Raw genomic sequence first — 13,882 nt, 5'->3', positions numbered from 1 at the left:
TTTTTTATATCTACTAGGTCTGATTATGGCGACACCCAAATATAAAGATCTGCGTGACTTTATCCACATGCTGGAAGAGCGTGGGGAGTTAAAGCGTATTAAGCAAGAGATAGATCCTAATCTGGAGATGACCGAGATTAGTGATCGTACTCTCAAAGCAGGCGGTCCAGCTTTGCTGTTTGAAAACCCTAAAGGCTCCTCTTATCCAGTGTTAGCTAACTTGTTTGGTACGCCTGAACGTGTAGCGATGGGTATGGGAGAGGAGTCTGTAGAAGCGCTGAGAGATGTAGGTAAACTCTTATCTCAATTAAAAGAGCCTGAACCACCTAAGGGTATGAAGGATGCTTGGGAAAAGCTGCCTATCTTTAAGCAAGTGCTCAATATGGGCCCCAAGCTGGTTAAGTCAGCGCCGTGCCAGAAACATGTGATTGAAGGGGATGATGTTGATCTAAATACCCTTCCTATTCAAACTTGCTGGCCGGGGGATGCAGCACCGTTGGTTACTTGGCCTTTGGTGATTACACGCGGTCCTAATAAAGAGCGACAGAATTTAGGTATCTACCGTCAGCAATTAATCGGTAAAAATAAACTGATTATGCGTTGGCTAGCACACCGTGGTGGTGCACTTGATTTTCGCGAGTGGAAACAGGAGCATCCGGGTGAAAAATTTCCGGTTGCCGTTGCTTTAGGTGCTGATCCAGCAACGATTCTAGGCGCAGTGACTCCAGTTCCTGATACCTTATCTGAGTATGCGTTTGCGGGCTTGCTGCGGGGTGGTAAGACTGAAGTTACTCAATGTATTGGCAATGATCTTCATGTACCTGCTAGCGCTGAGTTCATCTTAGAGGGTTATATTGATCCCGACGAAATGGCGGATGAAGGCCCATTTGGCGACCATACAGGTTACTACAACGAGGTTGATAGCTTCCCTGTATTTACGGTCGAGCGAATTACCCATCGCAGTAATCCGATCTATCACAGCACCTATACTGGACGTCCACCTGATGAGCCAGCGATCTTGGGTGTGGCGCTAAACGAAGTGTTCGTACCTATTCTGCAGAAGCAGTTCCCTGAGATCGTCGATTTTTATCTGCCGCCTGAAGGCTGTTCCTACCGTATGGCGGTAGTGACGATTAAGAAGCAGTATCCGGGCCATGCAAAACGTGTGATGTTGGGTGTCTGGTCGTTCTTAAGACAGTTTATGTACACCAAATTCGTAATCGTTTGTGATGATGATGTGAATGCCCGCGATTGGAATGATGTGATCTGGGCGATCACTACGCGTATGGATCCTCAGCGGGATACTGTGATGATCGATAATACACCGATCGATTATCTTGACTTTGCATCGCCTGTGTCAGGGCTCGGCTCTAAAATGGGCATGGATGCGACCAATAAATGGGAAGGTGAAACAACCCGAGAATGGGGTGAGCCTATCGTTATGGATCCTGAAGTTCAAAGCAAAGTGGACGAGATCTGGGACGAATTGGGTATTTTAGAGTGATCTATGCTTAGGCATATTCTGATCGAAAATAATGGGGATAAAATTCCTTCCGAATCAGATGAAACCCTGCTGGAAAGTTTAAATCGAGCAGGGTATAAAATGCGCGTCAGCTGTCGCAACGGTGTTTGTGAAATTTGCGAAGTAAAGCTGCTTGAAGGCGAAATTAATCAACGCTATCCGGAACTGCATCTCTCTGTTGATAGCGTTCAAACTACTCGTAGTGCACCAAGTGTACTAGCATGTACATGTAAACCCTTAAATGATGTAAGGGTCAGGATTGAAGGGTTAACAAGCCCTGGAGAGTTATCTGTGAAAAAGCTCCTTTGTGATATTAAGGCATTTGAAAAGCTAAACCATGATGTGTACCGCATCCGCCTGCAAATGCCTGCAACGGCTTCTCTGTCTGCCGAATTTTTTGCTGGTCAGTATTTAGATATCTTTTTGCCAGACGGTAAGCAGGCTTCATTTTCTATTGGTTCTGCGCCAGATACGGGGCGTGATATAGAGTTACATATCCGTCATATGCCTGAGAGTGAAATGTCTAATGCGATTATCGGGCATTTAAAAAGCGAAAAAACGGTAGAGATTGAACTGCCTAAAGGTGATTGTTACCTACAAGCGCATACATTAAAGCCTGATACGCGTTTAATTTTGGCTGCGGCGAGCACGGGATTTGCGCAAGTGAAGAGCGTGGTAGAGCATCTATTGGCTAATCAGTTTGGTAATCCAATTTATATATATTGGGGCGCTTGTGTAGAGGAAGATATGTATTTGGAAAAGTTGCCAATGCAATGGGCCGCTGAACATCCAAATGTTCACTTTGAGCCGATTGTGAGCGAGCCTGAAAATAGCCCGGGTTGGAAAGGTCGTACAGGTCTTCTATCGGATGCTGTTCTAGAAGATTTTGCCGATTTTGAAAATGTAGAAATCTTCGCAAGTGGTTCTCCAGGTATGGTTTATGCGTTGCTAGATGCGTGTGAACCACGTGGCTTTAAAGAAGCGAATATGCACTCTGATGTATTTGCTTATGCGCCAAGACCTAAAAGCTAAAAAATCTCTTTATCAAAAAAGGAGCCAATGGCTCCTTTTTTATTGCTTAACCGCTCATGAAATTGTGTTTTACACTAGGCAGATGTAACAAAGTCTTCTTATAAATGCTTTTCTGATCATTTTTTATTAGAATCCACGGTTCGTGCTTACCCTAATCGCTTAGTTATGGATCTCTATCTGAACGGTTATCGATAAACGTCGAGCCAGAATTGCGCTAGCTAGACGTTTTACCTGTTTCTATCAACTTACTTGGATGTATTCAGATGCAATCATTCGCTGCCTTAATGATTCGTTCCCTTGTTTATCTGCTATTTATGGCAGGCGTAGCAAATATCTTTGCAATGGAAGGTTATGCCCTATTAGCAGAGAGTAAGTACGATGAAGGTTCGGCGACAGAATTGATGCATGATACGTTTGCTTTCGTTACCTGTATGTTGTTTTTGATCGGTGCTTATTACAGTGACACGTTGCGCCCAGCGGCAGTGGTTGTTGCGACGCTGAGTGGCATGATGCTGATTCGTGAGTTTGATGCCTTTTTAGATGAGAATATGTTTGATGGCGCATGGCAGACGCTGGTTTGTATCTTAATTGCGACATCGACTTTATACTTGATTAGACAACAACACCCGGTTAAACCTTCCTTAATTGAGTTTTCGAAACTGTCCAGTGCAGGTATCTATCTGAGTGGTATCTTAGTTGTATTGGTCTTTTCGCGTCTGTTTGGTAGGGGTTCCTTCTGGGAAGCGGTGATGGGTGATGGCTATGTTAGGGTCGTAAAGAATATCGTAGAAGAGGGGACTGAACTGATGGGCTATTCAATATTGGTTATAGCTGCAGTTGAGTTTCTGTGGCAGATTGTTAGCCAACGAAAAGCGAGAAATGAGTAACTCGTATCGATGATCAATAGGTTTTACCGAGTCTAATAGATTAAAGAAGAGGAGCAGATAGCTCCTCTTTTTTGCTTGAATGCTTAGGGCTGGCAATAACTCCATTAGCGGGATAAGCTGTATAAAATCCATAACTACCTCAGGGACTTTTGAGTTCTATGGAAGGGCAAAGCTCTGAAGTATTGATGGTTCGGCAGCCTATCTTTGATCGAAACCTCAAGATCATCTCTTACCAGCTGCGCTATCAATATTCTGAATACATTGAAGACTCGTTATTTGACCCTGAAACGGAAGGGTCGATGCTTGTTATGCATACCTTCACCAGCCTTTTCCAAGATGGGCATATTCATAAAGTACCTGTCTTCTTGCCTTTTCCTAGTTCGATGCTGCAGGAGGGGAGTTCCCTCGCGCTGCCTAGAAAAGAAATCGTGATTGAAGTCCATCCAGATATCACCGTGACTGAAGAGGTGATATCTCATCTTAAAATGCTGTCTAAACAAGGATATCGGATAGCATTGGATGGGTTTTCAATGCAGCCTCATCTAATTCCCCTGATTAAACTAGTCAACATCATCAAAATTGATTTTAGCCTGATGCATCGGGCTAAAATCAAAAAGTTAGTAGCGACGCTTAATAAGGCAAAGAAAACTGCTTTAGCGCAAAATGTTGATGACTTTGAAACCTTGCAGTTTTGTAAAAAGGTTGGATTCAAGCTTTTTCAGGGAGGTTTTATTAGTCGTCCAGTTAAGGTGCTAGGGAAAGACGTTCCGGGAAATAGTGCAGCCTTAATGCAGCTCTTGCAGCAGTTACAGCGTCCAGACATTACACCTTCAGAGATTGAAGAGCTGATAGTCATGGATCCTAAGCTCAGCTTTAAGATTCTCAAAGTGGTTAATTCAGCTGCTTACCAACAGAGTAGATCTATTTACTCCATGCAACAGGCGGTGGTGATTTTAGGACACGATCAAATTCGGAAGTGGGCTACTTTGATCACCTTGGCGAGCAATCCCGATAAGCCTGAAGAGCTCGCAAGAAATCTACTAGTGCGCGGTCGTATGTGTGAGCTGCTGGCCGAAACATCGGAAGCTTTGCAACAAGACAGCGCCTTTATGGTGGGAATGATCTCGCAGTTAGACATTTTAATCGATGTCGAGATGGAAGAGATTCTTCGGCAAATTCCTTTGGATGAAAAAATTAAGTTTGCAATCTCTGATTATGAAGGCGAGTTAGGTGAATTATTAGAAGTAGTAATCGCATTTGAAAACGCAGATTGGGATCAGGTACAGGCATCTGCATTCGGTAAAGAATTCTTTGAGGTAGCCTACCGCCACAGTTTGCATTGGGCAGAGCAAGCCATGGCGGCGTTGGTTGATGGAGAGTGAATCGCTATTATGGTTTGTAGCGATCATGATTGAAAATAAAATCATTGCCTTCGGCTGAAGCATGACAGGCAATGCATCCTGTAGGCATCCCTTCGGCTACTCGGCCTGCTAATTTAGCCCCCTTGGGATTAGTAAGGATTTTTCCATTAGCGGCATATTTAACATAGAACCAGTTCTGGTTGTTAGGGTCATACATATCATCTCGTTTAAACATAATCGTGACGGCCTTGAGATATTTTTGTGGATTATTAATTACATCGTCTATGGAAAGTCCGTCACCCCCATAGTTGCGCTTTACTACTAAATCTCCTTTCGTGCCTTTAAAAGTAACTGGAACTTCAAGTAATTCTAAAATCATTCCGTGTGGGGGTGCCCCTTGGTAAGGTCGGGTAATAATTGGGTCGACTCCTACCAAATGTTTTCGTTCCATAAAAGACCATAAATCCTTAGCGTAGTTTACGGATTCTGTATCTCCAAATGGCATAGTTTCAGCGCTAGCAGGGAATGAAAGTATGAGGGTTGTGGATATGGCGGAAATAAGAGGGAACTTCATAATGATGCCCCTTGTGCACATAAAGGGGTTTAAAAAATGTGCACTTTTTAGGTGTGATTGCCCCAATCTTTCATTCTAATAGGGGCTTCGGGTATCAATAGTGACACAAGATCTGGAATGAAGTTCAATAATTTGTTTTGGTGGATACATTAAAAAAGGATGCTTAAAAGCATCCTTTTTATAGCTACACAACAGAGTATTAAGCGCTAGCTTTTTGCTCTGCTGGCATTGGTAGCTCAGGTAAACCTGATGCTACGATGTTTAGGTTTTGTTGTAGTAAAACTTGGGCTTTTTTATCTTCGCCTAGGTGGCGTAGTAAACGTGTTAGCTCGCCTAGCGTTTCTGATTTAGCATCTAGCTCAAGACTTTGTTCAAAGTATTTAACTGCCTGGCCCCAGTGCTCATTGCGTAATGATAGGCGACCTAGAGTTAATAGCAGTTCAGGACTTTCAGCGTGAGCTTTCTGCCAACTGCGTGCACTATCAAGCTGCTTCTTAGCATTCTCGCCATTGATGCGGCCGTATAAGGTAACAAGTTTCTCGTCCCAATTTTTCTTAATCAGGCTGCGAAGATTTTGTTCTGCACGACCTTCTGCACCAAGAGATACCAGTAGTTCGGTGTAACGCTGAACAATTTCACCATTCTTTGTTTGCTCTGTCGGCAGATCAGACCAAGCATCGCTCAAAGCTTTCAGGCGATCATCTTCGCTAGTCTCTTCAGGCAGTTTGCTTACACTGTCTTCAAGGATATGAGTGCAGCACTCTGCGCTTAGCTCATATAACTCTTCAGTTTTCAGCGCTTGGTGTTTACGCAGTGCAGGAATTAATTGTGAAAGCGCTTTCCAGTCATTTAGACGAACGTAAACATCTTTCAGCAACTTCATAATGTATGTGTTTTTAGGTGCTAGCGTACGTAAACGTAGAAGCGTTGCCAGGCAAGGCTCTAGCTGACCACGAGATAGTTGAATCTCCGCTTGTGAGATCGCAACAGTCACTTCCGCTTCTGGCGTAGTGTTGCGCGCTTTCTGTAGAAGTTCGTCAGCCGCTGCTTCGTTATTTTGCTCATGTGCAGCTTTTGCCGCAGCTAGGTAGTTTACTAGCGGTAGATCAGAGCGTTCAGCAGCTTGTGCTAGTTGTTTTTGTGCTTGAGCCCAGTTGCCTTCAGATAGCGAGGTTAAGCCTTTCAATGTCTTACGACGGCTAATTAGCTGGTTTCTGTTATCTTTCCAGGCTTTTAGCTTAGTGGTCGGCAGCTGAGTATGAGTGACTAAGTTCAATAGCCAGTGACCAATGACAAAACCTACGGCCAAAACGATTAGAAGAACCCATAGACTGGTTTCGATCGTTGTTTGGTTATAGGCGATTAAGACATAGCCTGAATCTTTGATCATCATCTCACCGACGAATGCACCGCCTGCAAGAATGATCAGTAGAAGTAGGACAAGTTTTTTCATTATGAAGCCCCTTGTTCCTTAAGTTTTGTCATATGAGCAAGGTAGTTCTTCAGGCTGCGTAGAGAACCAGAGATATCTGGCATCTTAGCCGTTACTTTAACGCTCTTCAGCTCAGAAATACCGCGCAGCAAGCTTTGCGTAGTACCGTCGCTTTGCTCGAAGTAAGTAGAAACCCAATCGTGCGCTTTGTTTAGGCTAGCATCATAAGATGACTGCTTACGCTGTAATAGAGCAAGCTGAGCTTGTTCTAGCATAAGGTGAAGATTTTGCTGTAGGTAGTACGTTTGCTGTGGTGATAGCAATGGCTCAATTGGTTCATCACGGTGCTGGATAACTACAAGCTTGTTCAGTTTGTCGGTTGCTTTGCTCCATGATTCTTGTAGACCTGCAGTCCAAGATTCTTCTACCACTTCTGGCGTCACTTCTTCCAATAGATCTGGTAACTTGTGCTGTTTAGAAATTGGGATTAAACGCAGGTTTTGTACCTGATTGTTTAAAGCGCCAAGCTGTAGAAATACGCCTTCTGTATCCAATACAGGAACCGCTTCTAATGCAGCAATATCAGCTGCTAAAGCTTTACGTACATCGTAAATAGAAACGTCATCGGTCTCTTTAAGGATCTTGTCAGCAGATTTCAGTAGTTTCAGTGCGCCTGCTGATGTTTGTTCCATCAGTACACGCTGGTTTGCTAGGCGTAATAGATATTCCACTTCAGCCAGCAGCCAATCTTTGCGATTGGTTTTCTGGTTAGCTGTCACCTGTTGGATACTTTTGGTTAGACGTGCTTGTAGCTCATCAATGTTGTTCTTATCTGCTTGGCTTTGAGATTTAAGTTGGCCCAATGTTTGGTTCATTCCAGCTAATGCTTGATCGATTGAGCCACGAGCGTCGCTTAGAGAGGCGCTAACCTGAGCTTCAATTGCAGCGTTATTTTGAGCAACGCTGTTGCTTTGTTGTAGCGATAGCCAATACAGGTAACCTGCAGCACCTAAAGCGATGATGGAGATAGGCAGTGCTAGCTTGCCGGGCCATGTTGCTGGCTTCTTCTCTTTCTCTGCTTTTGGTTCAGTAGCAGATTGTTCTGATGCAGCAACATTATCTGATTCAGTTGTTGTCTCTTCTGCTGCTTTTTTTGTTTCTTCTGCAGCTGTATTTTTATCTTGTTCAGCGACTGCTTCTGTAGTCTCTTCAACCACCTCTTCAACAACATCTGTTGCAGGTACATCTTGAGTGGTTTTCTTATCTTCCTGCGATTGTTTCTTTTTGTTGCTCATCTGTCGATTTCCGCAAAAGTCAGTGACTGCTTCAGGGTGTCGATCATTGCTTGATCGTCTGGCCCCGATGCCGTGGTTACTCTGTTGAATCCAGCTGCTAGGGCAGCTTTTTTAATACGTTCACTGGGCACAACAAGATGACAGCGTAATAGTAAATCAGTGCTGAATTTCCCAACAGGGCGCTGTATCAAGTCCAGTAGATTGTCGAGTCCTGCGCCGCTGCTGATAAATATGGCATCTAATGGCCGATTAAAAAGGGCATCGGCAATATCAGCGTCGGAATATGCAGGACATTCACGGCGGTAGAGTTCAGCATAGCTAACCTCTGCTCCCCGTGCACGAAGTTCAGTGGCTAATTTTTCCCGTCCACCCTGGCCTCGCATAATTAAAATCTTGTCGCCAGTTATCTGTTGCAGCGCAGGTGATGCTAATAGCGCTTCTGAATCGTACCCTAGAGGGCTGTGATAGGCATCTATACCATAGTTGTTTAATAGTGCCGCACTCTGCTTTCCGATGGCTAGCCATTGTACGCCAAGTGGCAGTTGTGGCCAGTATAAGTTGATCCACTCATAACCAATCTCTACCGCATTAGGGCTGATAAAAATAACATGCTGAAAGAGATCGAGATCTAAAATATGTTGTTTCAGCGGATGAAAATTCTCATCAGTTTCAGAGATAGGTTGGATTTTGAGTAGCGGAAAGGGGATTGGTTCCGCGCCAAGGGCGCGGAGTTGTTCGGTAAGCTTTTGGGCCTGATGCTCGGGACGTGTCACCAGTACCCTAAGGTTGGTTAAAGAGTTAGGCATCTGCTTTGTTATATACAGCGTCCAAAATCTCTTTAGCACCTGCAGCTAACAGGCGATCAGCCAGTTCCACACCAATGGCTTCGGCATCAACTGGAGCGCCGCGTTGTTCGTCGCGCAGAATCAAAGTGCCGTCTGGTTTTGCAACTAGGCCGCGTAGATATAGTTCGGAGTTGTCATCGTTCAGTGTCGCGTAGCAGGCGATCGGTACCTGACAACCGCCTTCAAGGCGCTTGTTCATTGCGCGCTCTGCCGTTACACGCCAAGCTGTTTCGGTGTCGTGTAGAGGCTTAAGAAGTTCATGCAGTTCAGCATCATCTGTACGGCACTCAATGCCTACAGCGCCTTGGCCACCTGCCGGTAGGCTGAAATCTACAGAAATTTCTGAACGAATACGCTCAGGCATCTCTAGACGAATCAGACCTGCAGAGGCAAGGATGATCGCATCGTACTCGCCTTCATCTAATTTACGTAGACGTGTATTGACGTTACCGCGAAGCCATTTGATCTCTAGGTCAGGGCGTTTTTCGCGAATTTGCGCTTCACGACGTAGAGACGATGTGCCGACTACAGCACCTTGAGGTAGTTCATCAATGCTGTTGTAAGTATTAGAAACAAAAGCATCGGTTGGTTGTTCGCGTGGGCAGATCACGGCCAAACCTAAGCCTTCTGGGAACTCCATTGGTACATCCTTCATGGAGTGAACCGCGATATCAGCTTCACCGGCTAGCATTGCTTCTTCTAGCTCTTTTACAAACAGGCCTTTACCACCCACTTTCGCTAGCGGTGCATCAAGAATCTTGTCGCCTTTAGATACCATGCCGAGTAATTCGACTTTAATGTCTGCGTGATGGCGTTCTAGCTCGGCTTTTACATATTCTGCCTGCCATAGGGCCAATGGGCTTTTACGGGTAGCAATGCGGATGGTTCTGCTCATAAAAGTAGTCTCAAATACGGCATATTTAATATTTGTTGCCGATTGTAGCAGATTGCAGGGCGCGATATAGACACCTCAAGCGAAAGGGCATGATATAATGTCGCTCAAATTTTGTGATATCGGCTAAAAATAGCTGATTAAGTCTCCGAGTAATTTGAGGTTTTCCCATGAGTGATAAAACTAACCAGCAGTGGGGCGGTCGTTTTAATGAGCCAACGGATGCTTTCGTTGCGCGTTTTACGGCTTCCGTTGAATTTGATCAACGTATGTATCTGCAGGATATTCGCGGTTCTATTGCTCATGCGAAGATGCTGACAAAAGCAGGCGTTCTTACAGAAGAAGAGCGTGACGATATTATCCGTGGTCTTGGCGAAATTCGTGTCGAAATTGAGCGTGGCGAATTTGAATGGTCAATTGAGCTAGAAGATGTGCACATGAACATCGAAGCGGCTTTGACTAAGAAAATTGGTATCACAGGTAAGAAACTACACACTGGTCGCTCTCGTAATGACCAAGTAGCGACCGACATTCGTTTGTACCTACGTGATGAGATTGATCTAATCTTGGCTGAAATTACGCGCCTACAGCAGGGCCTATTAGGTATTGCTGAGCGTGAAGCTGATACGATCATGCCAGGTTTTACTCATCTTCAAACAGCTCAGCCTGTGACCTTTGGTCACCACCTGCTTGCGTGGTTTGAGATGCTAACGCGTGACTTCGGCCGTTTCGAAGATTGCCGTGAGCGCGCCAACATCATGCCGCTAGGTGCTGCAGCACTTGCGGGTACAACTTACCCAATTCAGCGTGACCTAACTTGCGAACTACTTGAGTTCAGTGCGCCTGCTGAAAACTCTTTGGATGCTGTATCTGATCGTGATTTCGCAATCGAGTTTTGTTCAGCGTCTAGTATCTTGTTGATGCACCTAACACGTATGTCTGAAGAGTTGGTTCTATGGACATCTGCTCAGTTTGATTTTATCAACCTGCCAGATCGTTTCTGTACAGGCTCTTCAATCATGCCGCAGAAAAAGAACCCAGATGTACCTGAGCTAGTACGCGGTAAGTCCGGTCGTGTTTACGGTCACTTGATGAGCCTGCTAACGTTGATGAAGTCTCAGCCACTGGCATACAACAAAGATAACCAAGAAGATAAAGAGCCACTGTTTGATGCGATCGATACAGTGAAAGGTTGTCTACGTGCATTTGCTGACATGGTGCCTGCGCTTGAGTCTAAGAAAGAGAGTATGCGTGAAGCTGCGCTTCGCGGTTTCTCTACAGCGACTGACTTGGCTGATTACCTAGTGCGTAAAGGTATGCCTTTCCGTGATGCTCATGAAGTTGTAGGTAAATCTGTAGCCTACGGTATCGAGCAGAATAAAGATCTAGGTGAAATGACGCTGGAAGAGCTGGTTCAGTTCTCCGATACGATCGAGCAGGATGTATTTGAAGTGCTAACCCTTGAAGGTTCTGTTGCAGCACGTGATCACATTGGTGGTACAGCACCAAATCAGGTGCGTGCAGCTGTGAAGCGTGGTCAGGCTAAATTGGATGCGCGTGGTTAATAGCTCATCTTAGAAATAAAAAACGCGCTGCCTTGAGAAAGGTAAGCGCGTTTTTTGTTTGTCTGCGGTATGGCTTATTTATCTAAGCTGATATCAACCATTAGATCGCTGGCAATATTTTCTAAATCCTGTTGCAGCTCATCTAAGTCAAGGTCGCTGGATGCGAGTAGCTCAGCTTCTGCTTTGAACAACAGTTCAGCTGACATAGAACCAGATACTAGTTCTGTGTTTAGACGCTCTACATTTACGTGGCGTTTAGCTAGTGCGCTTGAGATATCGCGAACGATACCAGGTTTGTCATGGCCAACTAGCTCAAGTTTAAAGTGTTGAGAGGCGCCAGTGGTTTCTGGTACCGATGATTGCTCAACTGTTACCTTCAAGCCTTGAGTATCTAGCGCTGTTAGCGCTGCAGTTAATGAAGCTGCTTTATCTTCAGGAACTTCGGTGATTAGAATGCCGGCAAATTTTCCTGCTAATCTGGACATACCGGATTCAAGCCAGTTGCCGCCATTTTCAGTAATGGTTTGCGCTAGCATTTCGACCAGACCTGGTTTATCAGGACCGATGACGGTTAAGACAAGAGATGTCATCATTGTAGGCTCCACTCTGTACATCATTATTAACTTTATAAGATCACTATAACACTATGATCGAAATTATCAGTGCTCTATGGCCGGTATTTGCACTTATTTTACTCGGCTATGCGGCGAGAAAGAGCGGATTTCTAACCGATGACTTTTGGGGACAGGCGGAAAAGGCGACTTACTTTGTACTGTTTCCTATTCTGTTGGTGTCCCGTTTAGCCAGTACCGATATGACTGCTGTCCCCCTGGATCAGGTGGGGTTGGCTGTTGTGTTGCTGGTTTTGGGTGGTAGTGTGTTGGTCTTTTTGGCAAAACCGTTCTTGAGGGTCGATGCAGCGGGCATTACCTCCATTTATCAGGGTGGAGTTCGTTTCAATGTTTATGTGGGCTTAGCTGCTTCGGCAACCTTGTTTGGTCCTCAAGGGGTAGTGGTCGGTGCAGTGGTCATGGCGCTCATGATCCCCTTGCTGAATTTCTGCTGTGTACTGGTCTTTTCCTACTTTACCCGTAGCACTCAAGATTTTAAGAGTGTGCTGTTAGCGTTGTTAAAGAACCCACTTATTGTCGGTAGCTTGTGTGGTTTGTTGCTAAATCAGACAGGGGTAGGTTTCCCGAATCTGCTTATGCCTATCGCTGAATTCCTAGGTCGTATGGCTCTGCCTCTAGGGCTGTTATCTGTCGGAGCAGGACTGAGTTTTAAGGTCCTAATGAAAAGTGGCCAAGCGCTTTGTGCCACCTCGTTGATCAAACTGTTATTAATGCCATTATTGGCCTTTCTTATCTGTGTTGTATTGGGATTGCCAAATGCTGAAATTATCTGGTTGTACGCGGCCTTACCAACGGCTGCATCCTCTTATATTCTGGCGCGTCAGCTTGGTGGGGATGTGCAAATGATGGCTGCCATTATCACCGGACAGACACTTTTCTCGATGTTAACCATACCTTTTATGATGATTTTTCTTAATTTTCTGCAAAAAAGTTTATAAATCAGTAGGTAATTGGCCCTTTTTGCAATTCTGGATTAAAATAATTATGTAACTGGCCGATAGTTTTATTGCCCCATGATTTATAAGGGGTTGCAAAAAACTGTATTTATGAAAAACTACGGCCGGGCATTAAGTAAACGAGCGTTTGTTTAATGTGTGGTAAACCTTATAGGCAGAATAATGAAAAAAGGTCCTGATCTGGTTCTAATCTTGGTAGTCGTGTTTGTACTAGGGTCTGTAATGACCGGCGTATCACATGCAGATTTCCAGTTTGCTTCTCTGTTTGAGCAAGTCTTTAACAGCTAAGCTTTCAATTGCGTTATAGATAGCTTCTGCTATCAGTAACAATCGATGTTAGAGGGATATCCCAGCTCTCTACAGGTAACTCTTCTACTCTCTGAATTTCATGTGCCAGCCCGATAAGGCTTGGTCCTTTCATGCTTTTCTTCAGATTTTTAAAGCCGAATGTGCGGTCATAGTATCCGCCGCCCATGCCCATACGATTGCCTTTTGCATCGAAGGCGACTAGAGGTAACAAGACTAAATCGATCGCCCAAGCGGCTCTGCGTTTGTGCGGTTGTAGTTTGGGCTCTCGGATACCGTAGATATTCTTAATCATCGGTGTTTGGTTTGTGTACGGCGTAAACCATAAGCGATTGTGAAGAATAGGATGCAATACCGGTAGGTAGACTTTCTTGCCTAATTTCCAGCAGTAATGAATCAACGGTTCAGGGTTTATCTCACCATCATTAGGTAGGTAGATGGCGATGCTTTTAGCGCGTCTGAAATCTGAGCGGGTGCGTATATTCTTTAGCAAACCTTGTGCGGCTTGTTCCTGTTGTAGAGGAGTTAAAGAACGTCTGAGTTGACGAATACGCTGGCGGAGTTGTTTGCGTTGTTGAGTCAT

The 13,882-nt window shown here is 44.8% G+C and carries 14 protein-coding genes; 7 read left to right on the top strand and 7 right to left on the bottom strand.

Annotated features, from left to right (window positions below; all coding sequences use genetic code 11):
- Positions 1–25 precede the first annotated feature (25 nt).
- The 4 genes from ubiD to ACMXYO_RS16320 all read left to right on the top strand — a co-directional run bounded on the left by ubiD (position 26) and on the right by ACMXYO_RS16320 (position 4,823).
- Positions 26–1,504: a 4-hydroxy-3-polyprenylbenzoate decarboxylase gene (gene ubiD / locus ACMXYO_RS16335; protein ID WP_415886184.1), complete on the top strand. Its 1,479-nt coding sequence runs from the start codon at positions 26–28 to the stop codon at positions 1,502–1,504.
- 3 nt (positions 1,505–1,507) lie between these two features.
- Positions 1,508–2,554, top strand: a complete 1,047-nt coding sequence (locus ACMXYO_RS16330; protein WP_415886182.1) for a 2Fe-2S iron-sulfur cluster-binding protein — start codon at positions 1,508–1,510, stop codon at positions 2,552–2,554.
- Between the two features lie 263 nt (positions 2,555–2,817).
- The gene (locus ACMXYO_RS16325; RefSeq protein WP_415886180.1) at positions 2,818–3,441 is read left to right on the top strand and encodes a hypothetical protein; all 624 of its coding nucleotides are present in this window, start codon (positions 2,818–2,820) and stop codon (positions 3,439–3,441) included.
- Positions 3,442–3,599: 158 nt separating this feature from the next.
- Positions 3,600–4,823: an EAL and HDOD domain-containing protein gene (locus ACMXYO_RS16320; protein WP_415886178.1), complete on the top strand. Its 1,224-nt coding sequence runs from the start codon at positions 3,600–3,602 to the stop codon at positions 4,821–4,823.
- 7 nt (positions 4,824–4,830) lie between these two features.
- Here the strand turns inward: ACMXYO_RS16320 and ACMXYO_RS16315 are convergent, their stop codons facing one another.
- From ACMXYO_RS16315 to hemC, 5 genes are all read right to left on the bottom strand, one after another.
- On the bottom strand, positions 4,831–5,376 hold the full coding sequence (locus ACMXYO_RS16315) for a cytochrome P460 family protein (RefSeq protein ID WP_415886176.1): 546 nt from the start codon (positions 5,374–5,376) through the stop codon (positions 4,831–4,833).
- A gap of 199 nt (positions 5,377–5,575) precedes the next feature.
- Positions 5,576–6,829 (bottom strand): heme biosynthesis HemY N-terminal domain-containing protein, encoded by a 1,254-nt coding sequence (locus ACMXYO_RS16310; RefSeq protein WP_415886174.1) that lies wholly within the window; start codon positions 6,827–6,829, stop codon positions 5,576–5,578.
- Entirely contained in the window at positions 6,829–8,103 is a 1,275-nt protein-coding gene (locus tag ACMXYO_RS16305) for a uroporphyrinogen-III C-methyltransferase (protein ID WP_415886172.1), read from the bottom strand. Before ACMXYO_RS16305 ends, ACMXYO_RS16310 begins: the two co-directional genes overlap by 1 nt.
- Positions 8,100–8,876: a uroporphyrinogen-III synthase gene (locus tag ACMXYO_RS16300; RefSeq protein ID WP_415886170.1), complete on the bottom strand. Its 777-nt coding sequence runs from the start codon at positions 8,874–8,876 to the stop codon at positions 8,100–8,102. Before ACMXYO_RS16300 ends, ACMXYO_RS16305 begins: the two co-directional genes overlap by 4 nt.
- Positions 8,877–8,901: 25 nt before the next feature.
- Positions 8,902–9,843, bottom strand: a complete 942-nt coding sequence (gene hemC, locus ACMXYO_RS16295) for a hydroxymethylbilane synthase (protein WP_415886168.1) — start codon at positions 9,841–9,843, stop codon at positions 8,902–8,904.
- A gap of 167 nt (positions 9,844–10,010) precedes the next feature.
- Here hemC and argH point away from each other — a divergent pair, with 167 nt between their 5' ends.
- Positions 10,011–11,405 (top strand): argininosuccinate lyase, encoded by a 1,395-nt coding sequence (gene argH / locus ACMXYO_RS16290; RefSeq protein ID WP_415886166.1) that lies wholly within the window; start codon positions 10,011–10,013, stop codon positions 11,403–11,405.
- 74 nt (positions 11,406–11,479) lie between these two features.
- Here argH and ACMXYO_RS16285 read toward each other — a convergent pair whose 3' ends face one another.
- On the bottom strand, positions 11,480–11,998 hold the full coding sequence (locus ACMXYO_RS16285; RefSeq protein WP_415886164.1) for a glycine cleavage system protein R: 519 nt from the start codon (positions 11,996–11,998) through the stop codon (positions 11,480–11,482).
- A gap of 53 nt (positions 11,999–12,051) precedes the next feature.
- On the opposite strand from ACMXYO_RS16285, the gene ACMXYO_RS16280 reads away from it, so the two are divergent.
- A complete protein-coding gene (locus ACMXYO_RS16280; protein ID WP_415886162.1) occupies positions 12,052–12,975 on the top strand; it encodes an AEC family transporter in 924 nt (307 codons plus the stop codon).
- Positions 12,976–13,155: 180 nt separating this feature from the next.
- Positions 13,156–13,281, top strand: a complete 126-nt coding sequence (locus tag ACMXYO_RS16275; protein WP_415882773.1) for a hypothetical protein — start codon at positions 13,156–13,158, stop codon at positions 13,279–13,281.
- 13 nt (positions 13,282–13,294) lie between these two features.
- Here the strand turns inward: ACMXYO_RS16275 and ACMXYO_RS16270 are convergent, their stop codons facing one another.
- Entirely contained in the window at positions 13,295–13,882 is a 588-nt protein-coding gene (locus tag ACMXYO_RS16270; protein ID WP_415886160.1) for a 5-formyltetrahydrofolate cyclo-ligase, read from the bottom strand.

The sequence above is a fragment of the Neptuniibacter sp. QD37_6 genome (assembly GCF_047778085.1).
Classification (GTDB): Bacteria; Pseudomonadota; Gammaproteobacteria; order Pseudomonadales; family Balneatricaceae; genus Neptuniibacter.
Note: the sequence above shows the minus strand (reverse complement) of the source record. Positions and strands in the feature narration are given on the sequence as shown.